This is a genomic window from Aliirhizobium wenxiniae (assembly GCF_019511445.1).
GTDB lineage: Bacteria > Pseudomonadota > Alphaproteobacteria > Rhizobiales > Rhizobiaceae > Neorhizobium > Neorhizobium wenxiniae_A.
In genome coordinates this window covers 1-25,869 of record NZ_JAEUAN010000003.1, presented here as the reverse complement: position 1 = coordinate 25,869, position 25,869 = coordinate 1, and the positions used below count along the sequence as shown (strand labels likewise).

The 25,869-nt window shown below is 59.6% G+C and carries 26 protein-coding genes and 1 rRNA gene; 20 read left to right on the top strand and 7 right to left on the bottom strand.

Annotation, left to right across the window (positions count from 1 at the left end; genetic code table 11):
- Positions 1-89 precede the first annotated feature (89 nt).
- The 5 genes from argJ (at position 90) to JNB91_RS04240 (ending at position 3,173) form a co-directional block, all read left to right on the top strand.
- Positions 90-1,331 carry a bifunctional glutamate N-acetyltransferase/amino-acid acetyltransferase ArgJ gene (gene argJ / locus JNB91_RS04260; protein WP_220324296.1) on the top strand — a complete coding sequence of 414 codons (1,242 nt, stop codon included), beginning with the start codon at positions 90-92 and terminating at the stop codon, positions 1,329-1,331.
- An 8-nt stretch (positions 1,332-1,339) separates the two neighbouring features.
- A complete protein-coding gene (locus JNB91_RS04255) occupies positions 1,340-2,110 on the top strand; it encodes a GNAT family N-acetyltransferase (protein ID WP_220324295.1) in 771 nt (256 codons plus the stop codon).
- Entirely contained in the window at positions 2,107-2,517 is a 411-nt protein-coding gene (mutT, locus tag JNB91_RS04250) for an 8-oxo-dGTP diphosphatase MutT (protein ID WP_220324294.1), read from the top strand. Before JNB91_RS04255 ends, mutT begins: the two co-directional genes overlap by 4 nt.
- A 103-nt stretch (positions 2,518-2,620) precedes the next feature.
- Complete coding sequence (locus JNB91_RS04245; RefSeq protein WP_220324293.1) at positions 2,621-2,941, top strand: hypothetical protein; 321 nt, start codon at positions 2,621-2,623, stop codon at positions 2,939-2,941.
- Complete coding sequence (locus tag JNB91_RS04240) at positions 2,931-3,173, top strand: Flp family type IVb pilin (RefSeq protein ID WP_430736241.1); 243 nt, start codon at positions 2,931-2,933, stop codon at positions 3,171-3,173. Before JNB91_RS04245 ends, JNB91_RS04240 begins: the two co-directional genes overlap by 11 nt.
- A 51-nt stretch (positions 3,174-3,224) precedes the next feature.
- Here JNB91_RS04240 and JNB91_RS04235 read toward each other — a convergent pair whose 3' ends face one another.
- Entirely contained in the window at positions 3,225-4,097 is an 873-nt protein-coding gene (locus tag JNB91_RS04235) for a methyltransferase domain-containing protein (protein ID WP_220324292.1), read from the bottom strand.
- A 56-nt stretch (positions 4,098-4,153) separates the two neighbouring features.
- On the opposite strand from JNB91_RS04235, the gene JNB91_RS04230 reads away from it, so the two are divergent.
- From JNB91_RS04230 to JNB91_RS04210, 5 genes are read left to right on the top strand one after another with little or no spacing between them, the layout of a single operon-like run.
- Entirely contained in the window at positions 4,154-4,930 is a 777-nt protein-coding gene (locus tag JNB91_RS04230) for a ComF family protein (protein WP_220324291.1), read from the top strand.
- Between the two features lie 48 nt (positions 4,931-4,978).
- Positions 4,979-5,233, top strand: coding sequence for a glutaredoxin 3 (gene grxC / locus JNB91_RS04225; protein ID WP_220324290.1), 255 nt, complete (start codon positions 4,979-4,981; stop codon positions 5,231-5,233).
- Positions 5,234-5,248: 15 nt separating this feature from the next.
- Positions 5,249-6,115, top strand: a complete 867-nt coding sequence (locus JNB91_RS04220; RefSeq protein WP_220324289.1) for a carbon-nitrogen hydrolase family protein — start codon at positions 5,249-5,251, stop codon at positions 6,113-6,115.
- Positions 6,112-6,540: a DUF1178 family protein gene (locus JNB91_RS04215; protein WP_220324288.1), complete on the top strand. Its 429-nt coding sequence runs from the start codon at positions 6,112-6,114 to the stop codon at positions 6,538-6,540. The genes JNB91_RS04220 and JNB91_RS04215 overlap by 4 nt, the downstream gene beginning before the upstream one ends.
- 1 nt (position 6,541) lies before the next feature.
- On the top strand, positions 6,542-7,117 hold the full coding sequence (locus JNB91_RS04210) for a DUF3291 domain-containing protein (protein WP_220324287.1): 576 nt from the start codon (positions 6,542-6,544) through the stop codon (positions 7,115-7,117).
- A gap of 24 nt (positions 7,118-7,141) precedes the next feature.
- Here JNB91_RS04210 and JNB91_RS04205 read toward each other — a convergent pair whose 3' ends face one another.
- The 3 genes from JNB91_RS04205 to ubiG are packed head-to-tail and all read right to left on the bottom strand — an operon-like array spanning position 7,142 to position 8,518.
- The gene (locus JNB91_RS04205) at positions 7,142-7,453 is read right to left on the bottom strand and encodes a type II toxin-antitoxin system RelE/ParE family toxin (protein WP_220324286.1); all 312 of its coding nucleotides are present in this window, start codon (positions 7,451-7,453) and stop codon (positions 7,142-7,144) included.
- A complete protein-coding gene (locus JNB91_RS04200) occupies positions 7,450-7,719 on the bottom strand; it encodes a ribbon-helix-helix domain-containing protein (RefSeq protein WP_220324285.1) in 270 nt (89 codons plus the stop codon). The genes JNB91_RS04205 and JNB91_RS04200 overlap by 4 nt, the downstream gene beginning before the upstream one ends.
- Before the next feature lie 52 nt (positions 7,720-7,771).
- Positions 7,772-8,518: a bifunctional 2-polyprenyl-6-hydroxyphenol methylase/3-demethylubiquinol 3-O-methyltransferase UbiG gene (ubiG, locus tag JNB91_RS04195; RefSeq protein ID WP_220324284.1), complete on the bottom strand. Its 747-nt coding sequence runs from the start codon at positions 8,516-8,518 to the stop codon at positions 7,772-7,774.
- Positions 8,519-9,587: 1,069 nt separating this feature from the next.
- Here ubiG and JNB91_RS04190 point away from each other — a divergent pair.
- The 8 genes from JNB91_RS04190 to JNB91_RS04155 all read left to right on the top strand — a co-directional run bounded on the left by JNB91_RS04190 (position 9,588) and on the right by JNB91_RS04155 (position 19,403).
- Positions 9,588-10,463 carry an SH3 domain-containing protein gene (locus JNB91_RS04190; RefSeq protein WP_430736240.1) on the top strand — a complete coding sequence of 292 codons (876 nt, stop codon included), beginning with the start codon at positions 9,588-9,590 and terminating at the stop codon, positions 10,461-10,463.
- 254 nt (positions 10,464-10,717) lie between these two features.
- Entirely contained in the window at positions 10,718-11,995 is a 1,278-nt protein-coding gene (locus JNB91_RS04185) for an aspartate kinase (protein WP_220324283.1), read from the top strand.
- Positions 11,996-12,076: 81 nt separating this feature from the next.
- The gene (gene ptsP, locus JNB91_RS04180) at positions 12,077-14,341 is read left to right on the top strand and encodes a phosphoenolpyruvate--protein phosphotransferase (RefSeq protein ID WP_220324572.1); all 2,265 of its coding nucleotides are present in this window, start codon (positions 12,077-12,079) and stop codon (positions 14,339-14,341) included.
- A 141-nt stretch (positions 14,342-14,482) separates the two neighbouring features.
- Positions 14,483-15,565 (top strand): peptide chain release factor 1, encoded by a 1,083-nt coding sequence (gene prfA, locus JNB91_RS04175; RefSeq protein ID WP_220324282.1) that lies wholly within the window; start codon positions 14,483-14,485, stop codon positions 15,563-15,565.
- Positions 15,566-15,584: 19 nt separating this feature from the next.
- Positions 15,585-16,454 carry a peptide chain release factor N(5)-glutamine methyltransferase gene (gene prmC / locus JNB91_RS04170; RefSeq protein WP_220324281.1) on the top strand — a complete coding sequence of 290 codons (870 nt, stop codon included), beginning with the start codon at positions 15,585-15,587 and terminating at the stop codon, positions 16,452-16,454.
- Positions 16,455-16,746: 292 nt separating this feature from the next.
- Positions 16,747-17,598, top strand: coding sequence for a DUF4167 domain-containing protein (locus JNB91_RS04165; RefSeq protein ID WP_220324280.1), 852 nt, complete (start codon positions 16,747-16,749; stop codon positions 17,596-17,598).
- Between the two features lie 295 nt (positions 17,599-17,893).
- Positions 17,894-18,856, top strand: coding sequence for a class 1 fructose-bisphosphatase (locus JNB91_RS04160; RefSeq protein ID WP_220324279.1), 963 nt, complete (start codon positions 17,894-17,896; stop codon positions 18,854-18,856).
- Between the two features lie 205 nt (positions 18,857-19,061).
- Positions 19,062-19,403, top strand: coding sequence for a hypothetical protein (locus tag JNB91_RS04155; RefSeq protein WP_220324278.1), 342 nt, complete (start codon positions 19,062-19,064; stop codon positions 19,401-19,403).
- 109 nt (positions 19,404-19,512) lie between these two features.
- Here JNB91_RS04155 and JNB91_RS04150 read toward each other — a convergent pair whose 3' ends face one another.
- Both JNB91_RS04150 and JNB91_RS04145 read right to left on the bottom strand, forming a co-directional pair.
- The gene (locus tag JNB91_RS04150) at positions 19,513-19,842 is read right to left on the bottom strand and encodes a hypothetical protein (RefSeq protein ID WP_220324277.1); all 330 of its coding nucleotides are present in this window, start codon (positions 19,840-19,842) and stop codon (positions 19,513-19,515) included.
- Between the two features lie 22 nt (positions 19,843-19,864).
- On the bottom strand, positions 19,865-20,044 hold the full coding sequence (locus JNB91_RS04145; protein WP_220324276.1) for a hypothetical protein: 180 nt from the start codon (positions 20,042-20,044) through the stop codon (positions 19,865-19,867).
- Between the two features lie 400 nt (positions 20,045-20,444).
- Between JNB91_RS04145 and clpB the strand changes: the two genes are divergently transcribed.
- Entirely contained in the window at positions 20,445-23,045 is a 2,601-nt protein-coding gene (gene clpB, locus JNB91_RS04140) for an ATP-dependent chaperone ClpB (RefSeq protein WP_220324275.1), read from the top strand.
- A 72-nt stretch (positions 23,046-23,117) separates the two neighbouring features.
- Here clpB and JNB91_RS04135 read toward each other — a convergent pair whose 3' ends face one another.
- Positions 23,118-25,058, bottom strand: coding sequence for a M23 family metallopeptidase (locus JNB91_RS04135; RefSeq protein ID WP_220324274.1), 1,941 nt, complete (start codon positions 25,056-25,058; stop codon positions 23,118-23,120).
- A 747-nt stretch (positions 25,059-25,805) separates the two neighbouring features.
- Between JNB91_RS04135 and JNB91_RS04130 the strand changes: the two genes are divergently transcribed.
- Positions 25,806-25,869, top strand: a 16S ribosomal RNA gene (locus JNB91_RS04130); the annotation flags it as partial.

Genomic DNA, 25,869 nt, shown 5'->3' with positions numbered 1-25,869 from the left:
CTAAGTCTTAGAGTTTGTTGGTGAGGGGATCGCGTCATCACACGCCGCCAACGATTGCCCGACCACACTTATCAGCCAGGTCCCGTCACATGTCCGCTTCCATCTCCCCGCTCGCACCGAAATCCTATCCTGAAATGCCTGAAGTCCGCGGTGTGCGGATGGCGACGGCTGCTGCCGGCATCAAGTACAAGGGCCGCACCGATGTGCTGCTGATGGTTTTCGACAAGCCTGCGGCGGTTGCCGGCGTGTTCACCAAGTCCAAGTGCCCTTCCGCTCCGGTCGATTTCTGCCGCTCGAACCTTTCGCATGGCGTTGCCCGTGCAGTGGTGGTCAATTCGGGCAATGCGAACGCTTTCACCGGCATCAAGGGCAAGGCTGCGACGGCGCTGACGGCGAAGTCCGCATCCGAGGCTGTCGGCTGCGGCGAGAACGAGATTTATCTCGCCTCCACCGGCGTCATCGGTGAGCCGCTCGACGCCACCAAGTTTGCCGGCGTTCTGGGCGACATGAACAAGACCGCGACCGGCGATTTCTGGCAGGAAGCCGCCAAGGCGATCATGACGACGGATACCTATCCCAAGGTTGCGACCCGCACCGCCGAGATCGGCGACGTGACGGTGACGATCAACGGGATCGCCAAGGGCGCCGGCATGATCGCGCCCGACATGGCGACGATGCTCTCCTTCGTCGTTACCGACGCTGATATTTCGTCCGCGGCACTCCAATCGATGCTGTCGGCCGGTGTCGAGCCGAGCTTCAATTCGATGACGGTCGATAGCGACACATCGACTTCCGACACGCTTATGCTGTTTGCCACGGGCGCTGCCGCTGCTGACGGCCAGAAGACGATTGCCGATGCCAATGACCCGGCGCTCGCCTCCTTCCGTGAGGCGCTCAACGCGCTCCTGAAGGACCTGGCGATCCAGGTCGCCCGCGATGGCGAGGGCGCCACCAAGATGCTTGAAATCACCGTCACCGGTGCGGAAAGCGATGCCGCTGCCAAGACGATTGCGCTGTCGATCGCCAATTCGCCGCTGGTCAAGACTGCGGCTGCTGGCGAAGACGCCAATTGGGGCCGTATCGTCATGGCTGTCGGCAAGGCCGGCGAAGCTGCCGATCGCGACAAGCTGGCGATCTGGTTCGGCGATGTCCGCGTTGCCGTCAATGGCGAGCGCGATCCCTCCTATTCGGAAGACGCTGCATCTGCCGTGATGAAGAAACAGGACATTCCGGTGAAGGTCGAACTCGGTCTCGGATCGGGCAAGGCGACGGTCTGGACCTGCGACCTGACCAAGGAATATGTCGCCATCAACGGCGATTACCGGAGCTGATGCGGGTAATGGCAGCATCTTCCGCTACCCCCGATCTGCCGTTGGTCCGAAGGCTCGAAGCCGTTGGTTTTCGCGCTTGGCCTGCCGCTTCTGTCGTCTATGACGGAAGCTGGCAAGTGCGGCTGACCGGCGGGCATCCGTCCAAGCGGGTCAATTGTGTCGTGCCGCTCGACCCGTCCGATCATCGGGATCTCGATCTGAGGCTGACCAAGGCTGCCAAGCGTTTTGCGGATTATGGCAGGACGCTTGTTCTGCGGGAAACGCCGCTCGCACCGCCTGTGATGATCGAGCATCTGGAACGTGCCGGCTGGGAGATCTTCGAGACGGCGGATGTCATGACGGTGGACCTTTCCCGGCTGGAATTGTCCGATACGCTCGATTATCTGCCGAGCCATGATATCGGGCGTTTTGCCGACGCCTGTCTTTCCGTTGCAGGCGACGATCCGGCGTTGAAGCCGGCGCTTGCGGAAATCCTCAGCGCCATCAAGCCGACATCCGGTTTCTTCATGAAGCAGGACCCAGGTAATGGTGCGGTTGCGACCGTGCTTTGTGTCCAGGATAACGATCTCGCGGGCATCCTGTCGCTTGCCGTTGCACCTTCCCATCGCCGCGAGCGGGTCGGGACCGATATGCTGTCCTCGGCACTGCGTTGGGCCCGGATCAGCGGTGCGAGAACCGCCTGGCTGCAGGTCGAAGCGACCAATGAGGCCGCGATCGCGCTCTATCACCGGTTCGGCTTCACCAAAGCCTATTCCTATCGTTACTGGCGGAAATCATGAGCGAACAGAGAAAACTGCTTCTCGTTTCGGCCTGCGCGCTGATCGATGCCGATGGCCGGATCCTGTTGGCGCAACGGCCGGAGGGGAAGTCGCTTGCGGGGCTGTGGGAATTTCCGGGCGGCAAGGTTGAGCCCGGGGAAACGCCGGAAGAGACGCTGGTGCGGGAGCTTCACGAGGAACTGGGGATCACCACGAAAGTGGCCTGCCTAGCGCCGCTCACCTTTGCCAGCCATACCTACGAGACGTTTCATCTGCTGATGCCGCTCTATGTCTGTCGCCGGTTCGAAGGCGTTCCGACTGGGCGCGAAGGGCAGCAGATCAAATGGGTGAGGCCTAATGCGCTGCGCGATTATCCCATGCCGCCGGCCGATGAGCCGCTGATACCGATCCTGCAAGACCTTCTTTAGGTAAAATTAGAGCCGTCGGATTTATCTCGCGTTAACAGTTCGTTCAACGGATTCTGGCATCTTTGTGGCCAGGCACGTAATGATCTGACGAGGCTTCGGGACAATGGACGACGAGTTCTGGAAAACTGTGCGCAATCGCCAGCGGGCGACGTACAGGTCCGGCAAGACCGGAGCGCTGAATATTGCGCTGCTTTTCGGGACCGCCGCGATTGCCCTGTCGCTGATCGTGACGCCGATGCTGGCGGAGCGGTCGGACCAGAAGCGCCTTGCGCATGTGCAGGAAGACTTCGACATGCTGACGACGGGTTCCATCAAGCCCGCAGAAAGCGGCTCGAAGCACTACACGATACGCAGGAGCGTTCTACAAGAGACGCCCGGTTCGGTTTGCATCGTTCAGGGTTACGGAGCCGACGGTGATTGCTGAACAGCTCCGGCGCATGATCGAACGGACTTTTTCACCGGTTAAATTCCAAGGACGACCGATGCGCCTCTTCCGCAGTTTTCTCAAGGATATGAGTGGCGCGACGGCCGTCGAATATGGCTTGATTATCGCCCTTATCGGTGTGACGTTCGCGACCGGACTTGGCACCTATTATGGCGCGATGAACAACATGTTCGGCTACCTCACCAACACTTACGCCAACGCGGCCAGATAAGACGGTTTCGAGTGGCTGCAACGCGGTTCGGGCGCCAGGCCGGCTTCTGCGTTAATCCTCCAGATTTTTCAGGGCGTCGGCGAGGCGGACCTTGGCAGAGCCGGGTTTCAGCGGCTGCTGCTGGCTTTCGTGAGGCGCCCAGCCCGAGACGTAGATGATCGAGAAGGTCGCCCTGATGCGGCCATCGGGATCCGAATAACGCTCGGCATAGATTTCCGCGGCTCTCAGGAAAAATGATCGACCCAACGGCTTGCGGCTGCGGCCCTTCAAGGGGTTGGCCATGCCCATGGCGCGCAGGTCGCGCATCAGCGGGAACAGGCTGTCATAACGCACCGTATAGGTCTCGGCATCCACGACCGGCAGGGCGAAACCCGCCCGCTGGAGCAGTCCGCCGATATCACGCACATCGGCAAACGGAATGACGCGGGGGCTTGCGCCGCCTGTCAATTCGGCTTCGGCTGCAAGCAGGACGTCGCGCAGTTCGGCAAGTGTTCCGGCACCCGGAATGGCTGCGAGGAAGAGGCCGTCAGGTTTGAGTGCGCGGCGGATGCGCACCAGCGTGCCCGGCAGGTCGTTGACCACATGCAGCGCCATCGGGGAAAGCACGAGATTGACCGATACCGGCTCGACCGGCACGTCATCGAGGGCCGCCGACAGAAATTGTTCTCCGGCATTGGCGAAGCGCTCGCTGGTTTCGGCGCGCTGGATGGTCTCGATCTTGCCGGTTGCCATCGCCTTTTGGGCGGCGATACCGGTTCCGCCATGCAGTTCGACGGCGAGCGGGAACTGCCGCTCCACGACCGCGAGCCTCTCGGCCATTTCGCCTGCGGCAAGGTTGAGCAGGAAATCTGCTTTGTCGATGCGATTTGCCATGGCTCGTTCACGGCGGCTCGCCAGCAGTTCTTCGTCGAAGATAAATTCCATCACCACCACTCGATTATGCTTCGCTAAGGCTCGTTCTATCGCTTATTGTCAAGTCCATGCCCGAGCATTTGGCCCACAGCCTTGCGAAAACCTTTGCCCGATCCGCTTCGGTCTGTCTGAGGCGGATCGTCGATATCGTCTACCCACCGGTATGCCTCGGATGCGGCGCGCTTACGGGGCGGCATGGGGCAGTATGCGCCTCCTGCTGGCGCGAGATCCGGTTTATCGAGCGGCCCTATTGCGAGGTGCTCGGCCTGCCTTTCTCCTATGATGCGGGGCCGGGCATGCTTTGCGCCCAGGCCATCGCGCATCCTCCTGCATTCGACCGGTTGCGTGCTGCCACCATTTTCGACGGGGCTGCACGCAACATGGTTCACGGGCTCAAATATAGGGACCGGGGCGACCTTGCGCCAATCATGGCGGGATGGATGGAGCGGGCAGGGCGTGACTGCCTCGATCGCTGCGATGCGATCCTGCCGGTGCCGCTGCACAGGACGCGCTTTGTCCTGCGCAAATTCAACCAATCCGCAGAGCTTGCCCGGCATCTGGCGAAGAGAACGGGAAAGCCTTATCTGCCGGCAACTCTCGTCAGGACCAAGAGAACGAAGCGGCAGGTGGGGCTGACGGCACGCGCTCGAGAGGACAATGTCCGGGCGGCCTTTGCCGTTGCCGCGGGGCATGAAGCCGATGTGTTGGGCAAGCGCATCGTTCTCATTGATGATGTCTATACGACAGGGGCGACCGTTTCGGCTGCCACGCGGGCCTTGAAGAAGGCGGGTGCGGCCGAGGTCAGTGTTTTGACCTTTGCAATGGCACTGGCCGAAACTATATGAGAGACAACAGTCGGCGCGTCTTCTCCCATCCGCGCCCCGGAGACTATCATGACAGATGTAACCATCTATACCCGCGAATATTGCGGTTATTGCTCGCGTGCCAAAGCATTGCTTCAATCCAAGGGTGTCGATTTCGTCGAGCACGATGCGACCTATAGCCAGGAACTTCGCGCCGAGATGATCGCCAAGGCCAATGGCGGTTCGACCTTTCCGCAGATCTTCATCAATGGCGAACATGTTGGCGGCTGCGACGATCTTCATGCGCTTGATCGTGAAGGCAAGCTGGACGCGATGCTGGCGTAAAAGGCGGATCCAAAGATGATCAAGGTTGCTGCAGTCCAGATGCGGTCCGGTGTCGATCCGGCAAAAAATGCCGACGACATGGCCCGGCTGGTCCGGGATGCGGCGGCGCGCGGCGCGATCTATGTCCAGACGCCGGAGATGACCGGCATGCTGCAGCGGGATCGCAAGGCCGCTCGCGAGGTTCTGCGCGGCGAGGCGAATGATCTCATCGTGGAAACGGCGCGCGGGCTTGCCGCCGAACTCGGCATCTTCCTGCATATCGGTTCGACTGCGATTGCCCGCGACGACGGCAAGATCGCCAACCGCAGCTTTCTCTTTTCGCCGCAAGGCCATCTGATCTCGACCTATGACAAGATCCACATGTTCGATGTCGATCTCGACAATGGCGAGAGCTGGCGGGAAAGCTCTGCCTACGAGCCGGGCACGGTCTCCAAAGTGGTGGATTTGCCGTTCGCAAAACTCGGCATGTCGATCTGTTACGACCTGCGGTTCCCGCAACTGTTTCGCGCGCAGGCAGTGGCCGGGGCGAAAATCCTGACGGTGCCCGCTTCTTTCACCCGTCAGACCGGCGAGGCGCATTGGGAAATCCTGCTTCGGGCGCGGGCGATCGAGAACGGGGCCTTCCTGATCGCGGCGGCGCAGGCCGGCGTGCATGAGGATGGCCGGGAGACCTATGGCAATTCGCTGATCATCGACCCCTGGGGCCGCATCCTTGCGTGGGGTGGCGACGCCGGTGAAGAGGTTCTGGTCGCGGAGCTCGATCTTGACAGCGTCGAGAGCACTCGCAAAAAGGTGCCTAACTTAAAGAATGCACGCGCGTTCGTGCTCGAAGAGGTTGCCGGCCCGGATGCTGATCGGGGTGCCGGCGGAGTGGCAGTGTGATCAAATATTCCCTGTGCTGCGATAACGCACACACATTCGAAGGCTGGTTTTCCGAAAGCGCCGATTTTGATCGGCAGGTGAAGAACGGCTTTCTGACCTGTCCCGTCTGCAATTCAGGCTCGATTTCCAAGTCGCTGATGGCGCCTTCCGTTTCCACTGCGCGCAAGCAGGAAGCCAAGAAGCAGATGGCGATGGATCTTGCCCGGCAGGAGGCGATGGTAAAGCTGCGGGAAGCCGTCGCCAATATCCGCGCCAATTCCGAGGACGTCGGTGAAAAGTTTCCCGAAGAGGCGCGCAAGATCCATTATGGCGAGGCGGATGCCCGCGGGATCGTTGGCCAGGCAAGTGCCGACGAGGTTCGCGACCTGATCGACGAGGGGATCGAGGTGGCGCCGCTGCCGGATTTCACGGACGATACGAACTGAGATGACAAAAGCGACGAAACTGGCGATCTATAATTTCGGCCTTTTCGTTGCGTCTTACGACAGTCCCGAAGTCGAGGGTTTTCGGTTGCGGGAGCCGGTGAACTTTCTTGCGGCTGAAACTGCGCAAGGGTTTATCGGACGGTCCGGGTATGACGGCGATCCGGGACCGGAAAGCTGGGGACGGCAAGTCTTTCCACGCTTCATCGAGGGCAGTGGCTTCGAGACGGCACCGTCATCGCTGTCATTGTGGGCCGATCTGGAATCGCTGATGGCGTTTTCCTATTCCGGCGTGCATGCCGATGCGCTGAAGCATGCCAAGAACTGGCAGGTTGAGAAGCAATGGCCTTCTCTGGTCCTGTGGTGGACCGAGGGGCGTCCCGATTGGGCCGAGGCCGTGAGGCGTTTCGAGCATCTGCATGACTATGGGGCGGGGCCTGCGGCTTTCAATTTCAAAAATCCCTACGGGCCAGACGGCGGGCGAATATCCATCGACCGTGCCCGAGTGCGCGAACTGGCCGCGCTCAACGGTGAAAGCCATGGTGATTTGTTCGACCAAGTGCTTTCGATGAAAGTGTAGCATGAGGGTCGAGGGTGGGGATGGTCAGTTGTCCGGTTTCTGCTGCCGCTCAAGGATCTGCAGATAGTCTTTGGCACCATGAATGATGCGGACGACATTGATGCCGGCTTTTTCGACTCGATAGAAGATGGCGTAGGGCGCAAATATCCGCCGACGAATTTCGGAAATGTCGGAACCGTCCATACATTCGAACGCATTCGGCATCGCTCCGATTTCGAGGCAGGCTGTGCGCAGTTCCTCGACATAGGATCGCGCACGAACTGGATTATGGACCGAAATATAGCGCGCGATATCCGCAAGGTCCTGGCGAGCCTCCCGGGTAAAGATCACCTTCATCGGGTGTGGTGTTTCCAGCCGAGTTCTTCATAGACGCTGTCAAAGGCCTCATCGATCGACATCACGCGTCCAGCTTCTATGTCGTCGATACCCTTCTGCAATTCGGCGTCGAGCTTTCGTCTGGCGAGCGCGCGCTCGCGGCGTTCGCGGATCAGATCCTCGACGTAGTCACTTGCGGAGTTGAACGGTCCGCGCTCGACCTCGGCGCGGACGAAATCCTCGACCTCGGGTTCGAGGGTGACGGTGATTTTCAGGCCTTCCGACATGGATCACTCCTGCTGTTGACGAAACTTTATCACAGCCGGGGCCGAGGTGAAATCAGCCCTCGCGCCTGGCGAGCAGCATGTAATTGACGTCCATATCGGGCGAGAGGTTCCAGCGATCCTGAAGCGGATTGAAGAAGACGCCGGTGCGGTGGATGATGGAGAGACCGCTGGATGCAAGCGGGCGTTCGATCTCTTCCGGGCGGACCAGTTTTTCGTATTGATGGGTGCCGCGAGGCAGCCAGCGCAGGATTTCTTCGGCGGCAAAGATGGCGAGCGCGCGGGCTTTCAGGGTGCGGTTGATGGTGGCCATGAACATCAGGCCGCCGGGGCGAACCATGGAGGCGCAGGTGGTGAGGAACAGGTTCACGTCGGCGACATGTTCGACGACTTCCATGTTGAGGATGACGTCGAAGGTTTCTCCTGCCTGCGCGAGGTCCTCGGCAGTGACGGCGCGATAGTCGATCTGCGTGCCGGTTTCCTTCGCGTGGGTCGAGGCGATGCCGATGTTCTTTTCCGACGGATCGGCGCCGATGACGGTTGCGCCCATGCGGGCAACCGGTTCCGACAGCAGGCCGCCGCCACAGCCGATGTCGAGAATACGAAGGCCTTCAAGCGGGCGATGAGCCTTCGGATCACGGCCGAAATTCTGGCAGACGCGCTCCCGGATATAGGCGAGGCGGACGGGATTGAACTTGTGCAGCGGGCGGAATTTGCCGGTCGGGCTCCACCATTCGGCAGCCATTTTCGAGAACATCTCGACCTGATCCTTGTCGACCGTGGTTCTGGCTGCTTCCGTCATTTTCGAGATCCTTCGTGTTTGAAAGCTGAAGTCGGCTGTCGGGCGAGAGAAGTCAAGTCTGCAGTGCGTCCCTGTGCCGAGAGCGCATATGTATCTGCATGAGGAGCAGGACTTCCCAGGCCGATTTGTGTTTCATTTCGTCCTCGCGCAGCTTTTTCAATTGATCCAGTATGCTGCGGACATGGGCGTAACGATCTGCCGTGGCGTTGGCCATGCACATCGGAAGAGAGGCGCAAGCCGTAGCCGCTCAGCCCGATCTCCTGGTGCGCGCGGATCACGCCGTTCTGATGGCTGGATGGCAGCATGGGGCCATAGCAGAGCTGATGGCGGCGACACATCCTGTAACGGCAATAACGGCTGCGTATGTTGGCGAAGGTTGCCGCAAGGCGCCAGGCATCCTCATGGGCTTGGGCGCGTCGCTTTTCGTATTCGGAATAATCTGGGGCTTTCATGCGGTATCTTCCACTCCTCGGATTCGTGAGGAGGGCAGAGTCCTTCCTTGTTGCGATTGGCTTTCTTGTTTCGGCCGGGACACGTCGGGTGCCTCGAATTGATTCTTTATAAATGACACACGGCGTGTCCCGTTCGGTGTGTTTTTCCGCGCAACTCCGGTCCGTCTGCGGCAGCCGGGCTTATGTTCTTGCGAACAGCCAGCCGGTATGTGTGCGACACACGCACGTCCCCTGCGATCAGGAGAGGCAGACCATTTTCTGCGCGGCCCCGGATTTTCCGCCTGCATAAGGGCGGCGCATCCGGTCACCGGTCCCGCCTCGCCGGTTATGCGGACCGGTGTAGCCGAAGCGGGACGGCATGATTGTAGGCACGGGCCGAGATGGCGGGGACGAAATGCAGCTTATTTTTCGATAAGCCGTTGATTTTAACTGAGCGAAGACGATTTGGCTTCCCACATTTATGGGACGTCCATGACGCTGAACGAATGCCCAATAATTCATTCATGACCTATTCAGCCGCGTACTGGAACAATCGGGTTCAATCGACATTTTATGGCGATAAAAGATCGATACGGAAACAATACCCGTTTCGATAATTTCCTCAGGAGGAAACCCGCGTGAAAAAGTTCTTGATGAGTGCTGCGGCCTTCTGCACGCTCCTGGTGGCGCCAGCGATCGCCGAGGCGGCGGTTCGTGGTTATGCCACCGCCAATGTCAACATGCGGTCCGGTCCCAGCACAGGCTACCCCGCCGTCACCGTCATTCCCTACGGTGCGCCGGTGACGATCAACGGCTGCATGAGTTCGGTCAATTGGTGCGATGTGTCGTTTGCCGGTGGGCGTGGCTGGGTGTCGGGCAATTACGTGCAGGCGTCCTATCGTTCCAATCGGGTCTATGTTGCGCCGGACTATTACGGTGGTCTCGGCATTCCGCTGGTGACCTTCGACGTGGACAACTACTGGGGTACATATTACCGCGACCGCAATTTCTATCGTGAGCGTGATCGCTGGCGTGATTACAACTGGCGTGCGCAGCGGCCATTGCCGCCTCCGCCGCGCTGGGATGATGGACGCCGCCCGCCACCACCCGGCTGGGACCGCGACCGTGACCGTGACCGCTGGGATCAGGGCCGTGATCGCGACCGCGACAGGGATCGCTGGGAGCGGGAGAGGCAACGGGATCGCGAACAGGCCCGTGACAGGGACCGTGATCGGCCGCGCTTCGACGATAACGATCGTCGCCCGCCTCCCGGCTGGGATCGCGAACGCGACAGAGATCGTGAGCGTGATCGGGACAGGGCCCGTGAACGTGAAAGAGAGCGGGAGCAGGCTCGGGATCGCGACCGAAACGATGACCGGCGTCCGCCACGGGTGGAAGAACGCCGAGACCGGGAGCGCGCGCGGGACGACGGCGATCGCCGTAATCCATCGGCACGCGAAAATGAAGACCGCGAGAAGATCCTCAAGCTTCTGAACCGAGAGGGCAGAGAGTGAGGTTTTGAACCTGAGTGTTCTATTAACCCGCGTTTACGATGAAATCCGGGGAGCCAGCTTCGCGCTGGCTCTTTTTGATTGAGCCGAGGGCAGTTGGTGCAAAGCGTACCGTTTGTGGCCGATCCGGCCATTGCGTGCATTCGCCCTTTTCGCTAAGAGACCCCAACTCGATATCCGGGCGGCTTGCCGGGATGTCAGGCGGTAGCAAATAGGCGCCCCGGTGTGGCCGAGGGCGAGTTGGTGGTTTTCGTCGTATGGCTCGCATCGTCATGAAGTTCGGCGGCACGTCCGTCGCCAATCTCGAACGTATTCACAATGTCGCACGCCATGTGAAACGTGAAGTCGATGCGGGGCACGAAGTGGCCGTCGTCGTTTCCGCCATGTCCGGCAAGACCAATGAACTGGTCGGCTGGGTGCAGGATATGCCGAAAGTGGCGGGCGCGAATTCGCCGTTTTACGATGCGCGCGAATATGACGCCGTCGTCGCATCCGGCGAACAGGTGACGTCCGGTATTCTGGCGATCGCGCTGCAGTCGATGGGCGTCAATGCCCGTTCCTGGCAGGGTTGGCAGATCCCGATCCGCACCGACAATGCGCATGGCGCGGCACGTATTCTCGAAATCGATGGTTCCGACATCATCAAGCGGATGGGCGAGGGGCAGGTGGCTGTCGTCGCCGGTTTCCAGGGCATCGGACCGGACAACCGGATCGCGACGCTCGGCCGTGGCGGTTCCGATACGTCTGCCGTGGCGATTGCCGCAGCCGTTAAAGCTGACCGTTGCGATATCTATACCGACGTCGATGGCGTTTACACGACCGACCCGCGCATCGTGCCGAAGGCACGCCGGATGAAGAAGGTGTCGTTCGAGGAAATGCTCGAAATGGCCTCTCTCGGCTCCAAGGTGCTGCAGGTGCGCTCCGTCGAGCTTGCCATGGTCCACAAGGTCCGCACCTTCGTGCGCTCCTCATTTGAAGATCCCGATGCGCCGGGCATGGGAGACTTCTTGAACCCGCCCGGTACTTTGATTTGCGACGAGGAAGAGATCGTGGAACAGGAAGTCGTCACCGGCATCGCTTATGCCAAGGATGAAGCGCAGATTTCGCTGCGTCGTCTGTCTGACCGTCCGGGCGTATCGGCTGCGATCTTCGGGCCGCTCGCCGAAGCCCATATCAATGTCGACATGATCGTCCAGAATATTTCCGAGGACGGTTCCAAGACCGACATGACCTTCACCGTGCCTTCGGGCGACGTGCAGAAGGCGATGAGCGTTCTGGAAGCCAACAAGGACAAGATCGGTTTCGACGTCGTGCAGACCGAATCAGGTCTCGCCAAGGTGTCGGTCATCGGCATCGGCATGCGCAGCCATGCCGGCGTTGCGGCGCAGGCTTTCCGGGCACTTGCCGAAAAATCGATCAACATCAAGGCGATCACCACCTCGGAAATCAAGATTTCGATTCTTATCGACGGTGCATATTCGGAACTTGCAGTTCGGACTTTGCATTCCTCCTACGGTCTCGATAAAAGCGAATAATGTCTAATCCGGCATGATGCTCCGTTCGGTGCGTCCTCGCCGGGTCGGCGATGGTTGGGCTGTAAGGGGAGCATTATGCCGATGAGAGACCTGTCGGCAGGTCCGCGCGTGCTGTTGAAGCGTCTACGCGAACTGATGGCCGAACCGCTGGATCCGCAGGATCGCCTGGACCGGATCGTTACCCAGATCGCCAGCAACATGGTGGCCGAGGTGTGCTCGGCCTATGTGTTGCGCTCCGACGGCGTGCTGGAACTCTACGCGACGGAAGGCCTCAACAAGGAGGCGGTTCACCTTTCGCAGTTGCAGATGGGGCAGGGCCTCGTCGGCACGATCGCGGCCTCCGCGCAGCCGCTAAACCTTTCCGATGCGCAGGCGCATCCCGCTTTCCGCTACCTGCCGGAGACTGGCGAAGAGATCTATCATTCCTTCCTTGGTGTGCCGATCCTGAGGGCTGGGCGGACGCTCGGCGTTCTGGTTGTGCAGAACAAGGCGAGCCGGAATTATCGCGAGGACGAGGTCGAGGCGCTCGAAACCACGGCGATGGTGATCGCCGAAATGATCGCCACCGGCGATCTCAAGAAGATCACGGCACCTGGGCTGGAGCTTGATCTTACCCGCGCGGTGACCATTCAGGGCAACGGTTATAACGAGGGTATCGGGCTTGGGCATGTGGTGCTGCATGAGCACCGCATCGTCGTCACCAATCTGCTCAACGAGGATAGCGACAAGGAAATCATCCGGCTGGCGGAAGCGCTCGGTTCGTTGCGGATCTCGATCGACGACATGCTGTCGCGCCGCGACGTGGCGCAGGAAGGTGAGCATCGCGAGGTGCTCGAGACCTACCGGATGTTCGCCCATGACCAGGGCTGGGTTCGCCGCATGGAAGAGGCGATCCATAACGGTCTGACGGCGGAAGCGGCTGTCGAGAAGGTGCAGAGCGATACCAAGGCGCGGATGATGCGCATGACGGATTCGTATCTGCGCGAGCGGATGCATGATTTCGATGACCTGGCCAACCGGCTGTTGCGCCAGCTGACCGGATATTCCGGGCGCAGCATGGACGAGTTGCCGTCCGATTCCATCGTGCTTGCGCGCGCCATGGGTGCCGCCGAGCTTTTGGATTATCCGCGCGCCAATCTGCGTGGCCTCGTGCTGGAAGACGGTGCGGTGACGAGCCATGTGGTGATCGTTGCGCGCGCCATGGGTATTCCGGTCGTCGGTCAGGCGACGGGCCTCGTGGCGCTGGCCGAAAACGGCGATGCGATCATCATCGATGGCGACGACGGGCAGGTGCATGTGCGGCCGATGCCGGACCTGCAGAATGCCTATGAGGAAAAGGTTCGCCTTCGCGCCAAGCGGCAGGAGCAGTTCCGGGCGTTGAGATCCGTCGAGCCGCTGACGCGGGACGGCCGGCATATCAGCCTCAACATGAATGCGGGCCTGCTGGTGGATCTGCCGCAGCTTTCCGAATCCGGCGCGCAGGGGATCGGGCTGTTCCGCACCGAGCTGCAGTTCATGATCGCCTCGACCATGCCGAAGCTGGAAGAGCAGGAAGCCTTTTATCGCGGCGTGATCAAGCAGGCTGCAGGGCGGCCGGTGACGTTCCGCACGCTCGATATCGGCGGCGACAAGGTCGTCTCCTATTTTCGCGCGCAGGAAGAAGAGAATCCTGCCCTCGGGTGGCGGGCTATCCGGCTTGCGCTCGACCGGCCGGGTCTGTTGCGCACCCAGCTGCGGGCGCTGCTCAAGGCGGCTGCCGGCGCGGAATTGCGCATGATGATCCCGATGGTGACCGAGGTTTCGGAAATCCGGGCGGTGCGCGATTTGTTGCAGAAGGAAGTGCAGTATCTCTCCAAGTTTGGCCATGCACTGCCGCGCAAGCTGCAGTTCGGGGCGATGCTGGAAGTGCCGGCGCTGATGTGGCAGCTCGACGAACTGATGGCGGAGGTGGATTTCGTTTCCGTCGGGTCCAACGATCTCTTCCAGTTCTCGATGGCGGCAGACCGCGGCAATGCACGGGTTTCCGAGCGTTTCGACAATCTCGGCAAGCCGTTTCTGCGGATGCTGCGCGATATCGCGCGGGCCGGCGAGCGCAACCGGACACTGGTGACGCTTTGTGGCGAAATGGCCGGCAAGCCGCTCCCCGCCATGGCGCTGATCGGCGTCGGTTTCCGCTCGGTCTCAATGGCGGCGACCTCGATCGGACCGGTCAAGGCAATGCTGCTCAGCCTCGACGCGGGGCAGCTGGAGGCGGAAATGAATGCGGCGCTTGACGACATTCGTTCGCAGGAGCCGATCCGGGACTTGCTGCTCAGGTTTGCGGAAGCGAATAACATTCCGCTGTAGGCCTTGAATGGGGGGCACTGGTCGAGCTATGTGCTCACCGTCATCCTCGGGCTTGTCCCGAGGATCTGCTGGACCTCTCGACGTGGATAGATCCTCGGGACAAGCCCGAGGATGACGAGAGGCATATCTGGAGTTCTTTAATTGGCTAAGCTTCCTGTCGAAAAGATGCGCGAGCTGGAACGCCGTTTTGGCGAGATCGAGGCGCGTATGTCGGAAGGTCCGGCTGCCGATGTTTATGTGAAGCTGGCTTCGGAATATTCCGAACTGCAGCCGGTCGTCGCAAAAATCCGCGAATATGAGAAGACCATCGCGGAGATCACGGATCTCAGGGCGATGCTCAACGACAAGGGTACGGACCGCGAGATGCGGGAACTGGCCGAGATTGAGCTTCCCGAAGCGGAAGAGCGGATTGAGGCGCTGGAAAAGGACATGCAGATCCTGCTCCTGCCCAAGGACGCGGCCGACGAGAAGAGCGCGATCCTGGAAATCCGTGCAGGTACCGGTGGCAACGAGGCCGCACTTTTCGCCGGCGATCTGTTCCGTATGTACGAGCGTTATGCCAGCGCGCATGGCTGGAAGGTGGAAGTGCTTTCGGCCAGCGAAGGCGAGGCGGGCGGTTACCGCGAAATCATCGCGACGGTGACCGGGCGCGGCGTGTTTTCAAAGTTGAAATTCGAAAGCGGCGTGCATCGGGTACAGCGCGTGCCGGATACCGAAACTCAGGGGCGTATTCATACGTCGGCGGCGACGGTTGCAGTTCTTCCCGAGGCGGAAGAAATCGACGTCGAGATTCGTGCCGAAGATATCCGTATCGACACGATGCGCGCATCGGGGGCCGGCGGCCAGCACGTCAACACGACTGACTCGGCGGTGCGTATCACCCATTTGCCGACCGGCATCATCGTGGTCAGCGCGGAGAAATCGCAGCACCAGAACCGCGCCAAGGCGATGCAGGTCCTGCGCTCGCGTCTTTATGACATGGAGCGGCAGAAGGCCGACAGCGAGCGCTCTGCCGACCGCAAGAGCCAGGTCGGTTCCGGCGACCGTTCGGAGCGTATCCGCACCTATAACTTTCCGCAGGGGCGCGTCACCGACCACCGCATCAACCTGACGCTCTACAAGCTCGACCGGATGATGATGGGTGAAATCGACGAGGTGGTCGATGCGCTGATCGCCGATTATCAGGCGGGGCAGCTGGCGTCGCTTGGCGAGCAGCAAGGGTGACCAAAGGGATCATGGGCCGATGACCACACTGGGCGAAGCCGTCGCCGATGCGAGAGCCCGGTTTTCCGCGGCTGGTTTTGCCGATGCGGCGATCGAGGCGCGCATCCTGATCGGCGGATTGCTGGAGCTTTCCTCGACGGAAGTGTTTGTCGGCGGCGACCGCGAAATCGATGCCGCCTCTGTTGCGAAAATAGAAGATGCCGTTGTCCGCCGCTTGAAACGGGAGCCGGTGCACCGCATATTAGGTAAACGAGAATTTCATGGCCTGGATTTCCTGATTTCGAAGGAAACACTGGAACCAAGGCCGGATACGGAAGTTCTGGTGGATAGCGTTCTCGATGAGGCCCGGCAGTTTGCGGGCGACAGAGACCTCCGCATTCTCGATATCGGAACAGGCACGGGCGCGATCATTCTGGCTTTGCTGGATAGTCTGCCATCAGCCACCGGGATCGGAAGCGACATTTCCGTCGATGCGTTGAACACGGCTTCGGAAAATGCACGGCTACTGGGTCTCGATCAGCGGTTCCGGGCAGTGGAAAGCCACTGGTTTGACAAGATTGACGGGTGTTTCGACATAATCGTGTCAAATCCGCCCTATATACGGAGTGATGTCATTCCCGACCTGGATCCTGAAGTCCGCGACTTCGATCCCATGGCAGCATTGGACGGCGGGGCTGACGGACTAATCGCATATCGCGAGATCGCAAGCCGGGCCGACGAGTTTCTCGCGGCTGATGGTCTTGTGGCTTTGGAGATCGGTTTCGATCAGAAACATGCGGTAACGGAGCTATTCGAAGCAGAGGGTTTCAAGCTGCTACTGGCACGGCAAGACTATGGTGAGAATGATCGCGTATTGATATTTGCCAAGTCTGTGGTTGATGTTGCGTAGCAAAAGAAAAAGCTTGGAATCCCAAAGGAAGCGGGATAGTTTGCACTCACGCATCGGGGCAGCTGGGAATGAACAGCGATTCGTTCGGGTTACGGGTCAATCCTTAATTGTGTTCTTTTCGAAGAGCCGACGAGGTTGAACACTCCTGATGCGTGAATCAGGTAATTTGACTTTGAAAGCGGCAGGCCGCGTTGGTCGACCTGTGCGTAACACGCGAAGTCTTGTACCGGCTTTGGACCGGCGAGCCGCGTGGCCCCTTATCAGCGAAGACAAGAGAGTTGGTGAACGATAAATGAGGCCAGGACAGCAGAACAAGCGTGGTCGAGGGCGTGGTAGTAACAATAACGGCGGCGGTGGTGGTAATAACAATTTCCAGCGCAAGGGCGGTAACCCTCTCAGCCGGTCTTACGACAGTTCCGGGCCGGATATAAAAATCCGCGGTACTGCCCAGCATATTGCAGAAAAATATGCGGCTCTTGCCCGCGATGCCCAGAGTTCGGGCGACCGCGTGATGGCGGAGAACTATCTGCAGCACGCAGAACATTACAATCGCATCATCGCAGCGGCGCAGGCACAGATGCAGGATCGCTTCCAGCATCAGGAGCGCGGCGAATTCCAGGATCGTGACGGCAATTCGATCGATCAGGATGATATGGACGGTGGCGACGGCGACGATCTCGGCTACGCTCCGCAGCCGACGATCGAGGAACAGCAGCCGCAGCAGCGCCGCGAGCAAACCGCCCAGCAGGGCAATGGTGGCCAGGATCAGCAGCCGCGCGAAAACCGCCGCGACCGCAACGAGCGTCGTGAACGCCGCCAGGATCGCCCGGAACGTGGCGAGCGCGCAGAGCGTGGCGAACGTTCCGCCGAGCCGAAGGCTGCCGAAACCAAGGCTGCAGTTGCACCGCAGGTAGCGGAAGCCGCCGAGATTTCGGCACCGATCGTCGAAGACGGTTCGGGTCCGCAGCCGGTGATCGAAGGCACGCCGGCCGAGGTCGCCGTCGAGGAAGAAGCTCAGGCCGAGGCGGCTCCGCGTCGCCGCCGTGCCGCAAGCACGCGTCCCCGCCGCCAGCCGCGCAAGAGCGCAGACGCTGCCGAAGGTGACGATGCAGCTCCCGAAATGGCGGATGTTGCCGGCGAATAAGCCGCGAAGCCGCGAATGAAATGAAAAATCCGGCCCGATGGCCGGATTTTTTTGTTTGAGGTGAAGAGCGGATCTTTTTTGGCGAAGCCACTCATCGAAACGATTGAATGGCAGATTTTAGCCAGATATGGCGGGTCGGACCCAAAACCTTCCGTCCATCTCCAATTTTTCAAACGATTAGAATGCCTTACCGCATTGCGGAAATTCATTGCGTTGTTGCAAAATTCCGCTCTAGATAGATTTTTAGGCGGCAGAAGGCCGCGATTTTCTCGGTTATTGCCCAGGGAGCGATTTCATGACGACATTCGAAACCTACCTTGAAACCCGCAACGGCACGGTGCTGGACGACGAGCTCGTCATCGTTCTGCGCAATATCGCCGAGGCTACACGGCAGATTTCGGATAAGCTCAGAACATCGTCGCTCGATGGCCTCACCGGCGCAACCGAGATTACCAATGTGCAGGGCGAGGCGCAGAAGCCGCTCGATATCCTGTCCAACGAAATCATGCTGGAAGCCTGCCGCGAGTCTCCTTCCGTATCCTTTGCCGTCTCGGAGGAACTAGACACCGAGGTTGCGATACATGCAGACGGCAAATATGCGGTGATCTTCGATCCGCTCGACGGTTCTTCCAATCTCGATGTGAATGTCACGGTCGGGACGATCTTTTCGGTGATCAAGGCGTCTACTTCCGGTGATATCCTGAAGAACGGCCGCGGCCAGCTGATTGCCGGTTACGCCGCCTATGGACCACAGACGACGCTGGTGCTGACGATCGGCAAGGGCGTGCAGATCTTCACGCTGAATGCTGATGGCGTCTATCTGATGACCAGCGCCGATGCGAAGATCGTGCCGGAAGCCAAGGAATTCGCCATCAACGCGGCGCGCCGGGCTTCCTGGGACGATGCCGTCGCCTCCTATATCGAAGAGGCGATCGATACCGGTCACAACATGCGTTGGGTCGGTTCGATGGTTGCCGACACGCACCGCATCTTCAACCGCGGCGGCGTGTTCCTTTATCCGGCCGATCGCAACAAGCCGGCCTCGGGCGGTCGTCTGCGCCTGCTTTACGAAGCCAACCCGATCGGTCTTCTGGTCGAAGCTGCCGGCGGCGCGGCGATTATCGGCAACTCCGCAATCCTGGATATCGAGCCGACTTCGCTGCATCAGCGCGTGCCGGTGATTTTTGGCTCCAAGGCGGAAGTGGACAAGATCTCCGCTGCCTATAGCGCGCGGATACTCGAGGCTGCTGCCGAATAACCGCGCAATTTTACAGCTTGAACCTGACCAGGCCGGAGCGTCGATGATGCTTCGGCCTTTACGTTTTGAGCATTCGCGCCGCTTTGCCGTGCGTATGGAGAAAAATCGGCAGGCGCGTTACGCACTGATAATTATAGGTACTGATTAGTACTTAAAATTAACAAATGGCGGGGATAGTCGCTTCGGTTCAAACCGGAGAATTCTCATGATCAGTTCACTATCCAGTTCGACGAGCACAGCGATCCTGTCTTCGTCCTCTACCTCCAGCAGCGCCGCCAGCATCGAGCAGCAGATCACGGCCAAGGAAGCGGAACTCGAAGCGGCAAAAACAGAAGAGGAAAAAGCCGAAATCCAGACCGAGATCGATGCTTTGGAACAGAAGCTGCAGGCCGCGCAGCAGTCCGGCAGTTCATCGGAGGCAGCGTCGGGCGGAAACAGCCGGGCTGTCAGCAGTGCATCCGAAAAATTCTCTGGCGAGAGCAGCCGTATCGGTACCGGGAATTTCGATGAGACAACGGAGTTCGGAGAACGCGTCCTCTATATCTGACGCCTTGCTTTATGCCGGCTGGTATCAGGAAACCCGCCTTTGCCGCGATCGGCGTCCGTTACTGCATAATGTTCGGCGATGACATCTATTCGAATCGAAGTTTTGATGTTTATCTCTCAAAAATACATTTGAGATCGAATAGATGTTTCCTGCGATAAAGTATTTTCTGGTCTGGCCTGTCTCGATAACCAGCAAAACGACGGATTGGGAGCCTGCGGTCTTCTTTCGCAAGCGGCGGCTGATCACCGGTGACTATGCCGCTGGATGCCTGATGATGCGTTTTATAGATGGCAAGCCGATATACCGGGCCATGAGTGCCGAAGAAGAACAGGATTTCAGGGAAGAGACGTCCATCTGATTTTTGGGGCAGATGGGTTTCGGGCGTGTTGCCGAATTTGTCCGCGGTTGCCGCCCCAAACGGAAGGCCCAGGCCGGACATCGGTGCCGGCCCGGGTTAAGGATCAGAACAGCGTGCTGGCGCTTTCGCATTCGTCGCGTGCTTCGTCGAACTCATCGACATGGGCCGCGGCGAGCGCCTGGAAATCGGGATCGGTAATGTCCGCGATTGCCTGCGGCATGCCGTGATCCATGATCAGGGTCTTGAATATTCCGATAAGCTGGGAGTTCTTGTCTTCTGACATGGGATTTACTCGATCTTTTCGTCTTACAGAATGCCGACCGCAAGCAGGTTGCTGTTTGTCGGAATTGCCGTGGTTTACAAAATGAAGCCCGGCCCCAACGGGCTCCAGCTCTCCAGATAGGGAGTAATGTGGTGCGACAAAATGGCACTCACGCTTTTCTGATCATGTGCTCACGTTTCGCTGATCGGAGGGCGAACCGGGTGATGAGCCGATCTGTTTCGACAAGCGCTAAAAGCTTCAACATGCTCCTTTAAAACCGGAAAAAAGGCTCCCATATCTTGGCTGACGCCGGAGGATGCGAGACAGCATCGGGCCGGCAGGGCTTGCCTCTATGAGGGAGCTCAATCTCAACATTCGGCCTGTGCCTTTTGAAGGGCAGGGCGATTTCTGGAGGTATCAGATGAATATCGAGAAATATTCCGAGCGGGTGCGCGGCTTTCTGCAGTCGGCCCAGACGCAGGCTCTCTCTGCCGGGCATCAGCAATTTGCCCCCGAGCATCTGTTGAAAGTGCTGCTCGATGACGACCAGGGCATGGCTTCGTCGTTGATCGAACGCGCCGGCGGCAATGCCAAGGAGGCGCGGATTGCCAATGATGCGGCGCTGGCCAAGCTGCCGAAAGTTTCCGGCGGCAATGGCGAGATCTATCTTTCCCAGCCGCTTGCCCGCGTGTTTTCTACCGCTGAAGACGCTGCCAAGAAGGCCGGCGACAGTTTTGTCACGGTCGAGCGGCTGCTGCTTGCGCTTTTGATCGAAAGCTCGGCATCCACCTCGGCCAGCCTGAAGAAGGCGGGACTGACGGCTCAAGCGCTCAATCAGGTGATCAACGACCTGCGCAAGGGCCGCACGGCCGACAGCGCCAACGCCGAACAGGGTTTCGACGCGCTGAAGAAGTATGCGCGGGACCTGACCGCCGATGCGCGTGATGGCAAGCTCGACCCGGTGATCGGCCGCGACGATGAAATCCGTCGCACGATCCAGGTGCTTTCGCGCCGGACGAAGAACAATCCGGTGCTGATCGGTGAACCCGGCGTCGGCAAGACGGCGATCGCCGAAGGTCTGGCGCTGCGTATCGTCAATGGCGATGTGCCGGAAAGCCTGAAGGACAAGCAGTTGATGGCGCTCGATATGGGCGCGTTGATTGCCGGTGCGAAATATCGCGGCGAGTTCGAAGAGCGGCTGAAGAGCGTGCTCAATGAAGTGCAGGCCGAAAACGGCAATATCATCCTGTTCATCGACGAGATGCACACGCTGGTCGGTGCCGGCAAGTCGGATGGCGCGATGGATGCATCGAACCTGTTGAAGCCGGCGCTTGCGCGCGGCGAGCTGCATTGCGTCGGTGCGACCACGCTCGATGAATATCGCAAGCATGTGGAAAAGGATCCTGCCCTTGCCCGTCGTTTCCAGCCGGTGATGGTGGATGAGCCGACGGTCGAGGACACGATCTCGATCCTGCGCGGCTTGAAGGAAAAGTACGAGCAGCATCACAAAGTGCGGATCTCGGACTCGGCGCTGGTCGCGGCTGCCACCCTGTCGAACCGCTACATTACCGACCGGTTTTTGCCGGACAAGGCAATCGATCTGATGGACGAGGCCGCATCGCGTCTTCGCATGCAGGTGGATTCGAAGCCCGAAGAACTGGACGAACTCGATCGCCGCATCATGCAGCTGAAGATCGAGCGCGAAGCGTTGAAGAAGGAAACCGACACGGCGTCCGCCGACCGGTTGCAGCGTCTGGAAACCGAAGTCACGTCGCTGGAAGAAGAGGCGGATGCGCTGACGGCGCGCTGGCAGGCGGAAAAGCAGAAGCTCGGCCTTGCCGCCGACCTGAAGCGGCAGCTCGACGAGGCCCGCAACGAGTTGGCGATCGCCCAGCGCAAGGGTGAATTCCAGCGCGCCGGCGAGCTGACCTATGGCGTGATCCCGGATCTGGAGAAGCGGCTGGTCGAGGCCGAAGCCCAGGATACGACCACCAATGCGATGGTGCAGGAAGTGGTCAATCCGGACGCGATCGCGCATGTGGTTTCCCGCTGGACCGGTATTCCGGTCGACAAGATGCTGGAAGGCGAGCGCGACAAGCTGCTTCGGATGGAAGACGAGTTGGCGAAGTCGGTTGTCGGTCAGGGCGACGCGGTTCAGGCCGTCTCGCGCGCCGTTCGCCGGTCGCGTGCCGGCCTGCAGGATCCGAACCGGCCGATCGGCTCGTTCATTTTCCTCGGTCCCACCGGCGTCGGCAAGACGGAGCTGACCAAGTCGCTGGCGCGCTTCCTGTTCGACGACGAGACCGCGATGGTGCGCCTCGACATGTCGGAATACATGGAGAAGCATTCGGTCGCCCGGCTGATCGGTGCACCTCCGGGGTATGTCGGCTACGAGGAAGGCGGCGCGCTGACCGAGGCGGTTCGGCGCAAGCCCTACCAGATCGTGCTGTTCGACGAGATCGAGAAGGCGCATCCGGATGTGTTCAACGTTCTTCTTCAGGTGCTCGATGACGGGCGGTTGACGGACGGGCAGGGGCGCACGGTCGACTTCAAGAACACGATGATCATCATGACCTCGAACCTCGGGGCCGAATATCTGACCGCGCTGCGGGAGGACGAGGATTCGGAAAACGTGCGCGAGCAGGTGATGAGCGTCGTGCGTGCCTCGTTCCGGCCGGAATTCCTGAACCGCGTCGACGAGATCATCCTCTTCCACCGCCTGAAGCGGAACGAAATGGGGGCGATCGTCGACATCCAGCTGCAGCGTCTGTTGAAGCTGCTGGCCGATCGCAAGATCGAACTGGAACTGGACGGCGATGCCCGCGAATGGCTGGCCGACAAGGGGTATGATCCGGTCTATGGTGCACGTCCGTTGAAGCGGGTGATCCAGAAGTTCGTGCAGGATCCGCTGGCGGAAGACATTCTCGGCGGCAAGGTTCCGGACGGCTCGACCGTCAAGGTGACTTCGGGTTCAGACCGGCTGCTGTTCCGGATCAAGGGCAGCATGAGCGAAGCGGCTTAAAGCCGGCTCGACGTGGAAAAAGAAATGGCGGCCTTGAGCCGCCATTTTTCGTATCCGCAGATCGAATGCCGGCTACTTGCTTGCCACTTCGGCGGTCGTCTGCGTGTTGAGCAAGGTGTCGATGCGTTTGCGCTCGTCCTCGAAACGGGCGAGGGCCTTGCCCTCCAGCGATTTTCCGCCGGGCAGGCGCACCTTCATCGCATCGACCTTGGTGCCGTTGACGATCAGTTCGTAATGGAGATGCGCGCCGGTCGACTGGCCGGTCGAGCCGACATAGCCGATCACCTGGCCCTGGGTCACCTTTGCACCGGGGACAACGCCCTTGGCGATAGCGCTCTGGTGGTTATAGGAGGAGACATAACCGTTGGCATGGCGGATCAGCGTCTGGTTACCGTAACCGCCACTATCCCAGCCCGCCTTTTCGACAGTGCCATTGCCGGTTGCAATGATCGGAGTGCCGCGTGGGGCGGCCCAGTCGGTGCCGGTATGCATCAGCGCCCGCCCGAGGATCGGGTGGCTGCGCATGCCGAAGCCGGAGGTCAGGCGTGCGTTCGGAACGGGGCTTCTCAGCAGGAACTGCCTGATGCTGCGGCCATCCTGATCGAAATAATCGACCGAATTGTCCTCGTCGGCGTTCTGGAACCGGTAGAAGCGGGTGTCCGTATCGCCGAAATGGGCGTTGACATAAAGAAGTTCTGAATCCTTGGCCGCCTTGCCCTTGCTGTCGGCAACCGAGAAGAAGGCCTCGATCTTGTCGGTCGAGCGCAACTGCGCCTGCAGATCGACATTGCTGGCGAGCAGCTTTACGAGGAGCGCGGTCATATCGGCGCTCATGCCATAGGACAGGGCCGCACGATAAATACCGTCATAGGCGCGCGGCAGATCGCGGCCGGTCATGATCTGGGGAGGCTGGTCACTGAATGCCGAGGCAACGGCGTCGAGCATGGCCGGTTCGTCGGCATCGACAAAGCGGCTATGGTCATCCAGCCCAACCGTGGCGCGATGCTGGCCGCGCTGATAGAGGCTGGCCCTGACCACCATGACCATCTGGCCTTCCTGGATCACGCCGATGCGGATAACATCGCCGGGCGCGACCTTGTCATCTCCCAGTCGGGCCTTCAGATAGCCGGACATCTCCTTGGCCTTGGGTTCCGGATAACCGACCTCGGTCATGGCTTCCGCAATCGACATGGCGCGGCGCACGGGAATGATGTCGTCGGCATATTCGCGGGTATGCGGTGTGATCGGCTCGGGTGCCGCGACCGACATGTTCTCCTCGACGACACGGGCAGTGAGGCCGGATGTCAGGTCTATATCGTCGGGTGTCGAGAAACGCTGCGGGTCGACATAATAGAGCGCCGAAAGCTGGGCATCGCCGGATGTCAGGACCGAGCCGTTCGAACGGACATTTTCCTCGACTTCCTCGAGCGTCATCGGCGCCGCATAGGCATAGGTCGATCCCTTGGTGGGGAAGGCCAGAGTTTGCAGGCTGACTTCGGATTCAACGTTCGACCCATAGATCAGGCCGGTGCGGTTGCCCGGCTGGGACGGAGCTTCGGCGGAAGCGAAGATCGCGAGAGGGTCGAATTTCGGATAGGATTCCGGTGCGACGTGATCGGCTGCAAGGTTCATCTTCACATGAGCGAAGGGACGCCGGCGCACGAGTTCGCGATTGCCCTCATGGACTACCGTCGAGACTTCCATGATCTTGCGATCCGTCGGCATGGCGACGATCTTGCCGCCAAGCAGGCGCTTGCCGCGCTGAACCGTATCATCGTCATCGTGGTCGGAGGGGACTGAAGCTGAGGCCTCGGCCGGGATCGCCAGCTGCTGGCGGCCGTCGAGCGCTGCAAACAGCGCCACGCCCATAAGAACGGAAGAGGTAATGCCGGTCAGGAAAGTGCCGGAGAGCCAGCGGACCGAGATCTCCCGCTTGTCCGGCGCCCGACGGCCATCGGCCAGGATGGGCGGTTCGTTGCCAAGCGATCGGATCGTGTTGCGGGCCGTGTTCATGCCGACTTAGCCAGTCCCTATATACTCGTTATTGCCGCAGGCAGTTCATGCTGACGTCAGGACCTTGGGCAGGACCTTGGGCCAAACATGTGCCCTTTTCCTAGAAATGAGTCAAATCAGCGGGTGGCCAGCCGGCTTTAGCTAGAGGTTAGCTGATGCCGAACCGGTCTGCCGATTTGCTCCATTCCATGGGATTGTGAATTTGTCAGGGCGGTTTTGCGGCAACGGACGACTATCCCGCCAATTCCATCTCTATGAAGGTGAGGTTTGGAGCGTAAGACGGCATAAATTCATCAAAAACTCGAATAACCTAATAAAATCAATTACCTGTCATTTTCTTGAAGTTTTTGCGACTTGGGGAGTTGACGTTTTCGGGGGTGTGGATTTATAACCCGCTCACTGACGAGGGCGGCGGCGCTGCTAGCGACGATGTCCTTCGTTCTGAAGAAAACCACACTAGATTGGCGGATGCTGATTGGGACCGGGCTCCGGTTAGGTCTCTTGGTTTTGTGACGTTTTCGGGCTTTAGGGCTTGGGGGCGTCGGTTCTTTGACAATTGAATATGAGAAGAAAGAGAAACGTGGTCGGCGGGTTTTCGCGGATCGAGCTTCGGTTTGATCTGTTTAGAAGACAAATGACGGTCACGTTTTGAATGAGAACGATGGAAACGGCGCAGAGATGCGCTGGTGTACATATAAAAATGTTCTCGTCGATTCAGAACATAGTGATTAGTCATGATTGAATTCTCAACTTGAGAGTTTGATCCTGGCTCAGAACGAACGCTGGCGGCAGGCTTAACACATGCAAGTCG

Bases quoted from the DNA above. Each gene is read 5' to 3' on its own strand.
- JNB91_RS04210 (WP_220324287.1), top strand. From the start codon at position 6,542: ATGACAAAAGCGACGAAACTGGCGATCTATAATTTCGGCCTTTTCGTT.
- prmC (WP_220324281.1), top strand. From the start codon at position 15,585: ATGACCACACTGGGCGAAGCCGTCGCCGATGCGAGAGCCCGGTTTTCC.
- JNB91_RS04165 (WP_220324280.1), top strand. From the start codon at position 16,747: ATGAGGCCAGGACAGCAGAACAAGCGTGGTCGAGGGCGTGGTAGTAAC.
- argJ (WP_220324296.1), top strand. From the start codon at position 90: ATGTCCGCTTCCATCTCCCCGCTCGCACCGAAATCCTATCCTGAAATG.
- clpB (WP_220324275.1), top strand. From the start codon at position 20,445: ATGAATATCGAGAAATATTCCGAGCGGGTGCGCGGCTTTCTGCAGTCG.
- JNB91_RS04255 (WP_220324295.1), top strand. From the start codon at position 1,340: ATGGCAGCATCTTCCGCTACCCCCGATCTGCCGTTGGTCCGAAGGCTC.
- JNB91_RS04135 (WP_220324274.1), bottom strand. From the start codon at position 25,058: ATGAACACGGCCCGCAACACGATCCGATCGCTTGGCAACGAACCGCCC.
- mutT (WP_220324294.1), top strand. From the start codon at position 2,107: ATGAGCGAACAGAGAAAACTGCTTCTCGTTTCGGCCTGCGCGCTGATC.
- ptsP (WP_220324572.1), top strand. From the start codon at position 12,077: ATGAGAGACCTGTCGGCAGGTCCGCGCGTGCTGTTGAAGCGTCTACGC.
- JNB91_RS04230 (WP_220324291.1), top strand. From the start codon at position 4,154: ATGCCCGAGCATTTGGCCCACAGCCTTGCGAAAACCTTTGCCCGATCC.
- grxC (WP_220324290.1), top strand. From the start codon at position 4,979: ATGACAGATGTAACCATCTATACCCGCGAATATTGCGGTTATTGCTCG.
- JNB91_RS04205 (WP_220324286.1), bottom strand. From the start codon at position 7,453: ATGAAGGTGATCTTTACCCGGGAGGCTCGCCAGGACCTTGCGGATATC.
- JNB91_RS04150 (WP_220324277.1), bottom strand. From the start codon at position 19,842: ATGTCCGGCCTGGGCCTTCCGTTTGGGGCGGCAACCGCGGACAAATTC.
- JNB91_RS04220 (WP_220324289.1), top strand. From the start codon at position 5,249: ATGATCAAGGTTGCTGCAGTCCAGATGCGGTCCGGTGTCGATCCGGCA.
- JNB91_RS04145 (WP_220324276.1), bottom strand. From the start codon at position 20,044: ATGTCAGAAGACAAGAACTCCCAGCTTATCGGAATATTCAAGACCCTG.
- JNB91_RS04245 (WP_220324293.1), top strand. From the start codon at position 2,621: ATGGACGACGAGTTCTGGAAAACTGTGCGCAATCGCCAGCGGGCGACG.
- JNB91_RS04185 (WP_220324283.1), top strand. From the start codon at position 10,718: ATGGCTCGCATCGTCATGAAGTTCGGCGGCACGTCCGTCGCCAATCTC.
- ubiG (WP_220324284.1), bottom strand. From the start codon at position 8,518: ATGACGGAAGCAGCCAGAACCACGGTCGACAAGGATCAGGTCGAGATG.
- JNB91_RS04200 (WP_220324285.1), bottom strand. From the start codon at position 7,719: ATGTCGGAAGGCCTGAAAATCACCGTCACCCTCGAACCCGAGGTCGAG.
- JNB91_RS04155 (WP_220324278.1), top strand. From the start codon at position 19,062: ATGATCAGTTCACTATCCAGTTCGACGAGCACAGCGATCCTGTCTTCG.
- JNB91_RS04235 (WP_220324292.1), bottom strand. From the start codon at position 4,097: ATGGAATTTATCTTCGACGAAGAACTGCTGGCGAGCCGCCGTGAACGA.
- JNB91_RS04160 (WP_220324279.1), top strand. From the start codon at position 17,894: ATGACGACATTCGAAACCTACCTTGAAACCCGCAACGGCACGGTGCTG.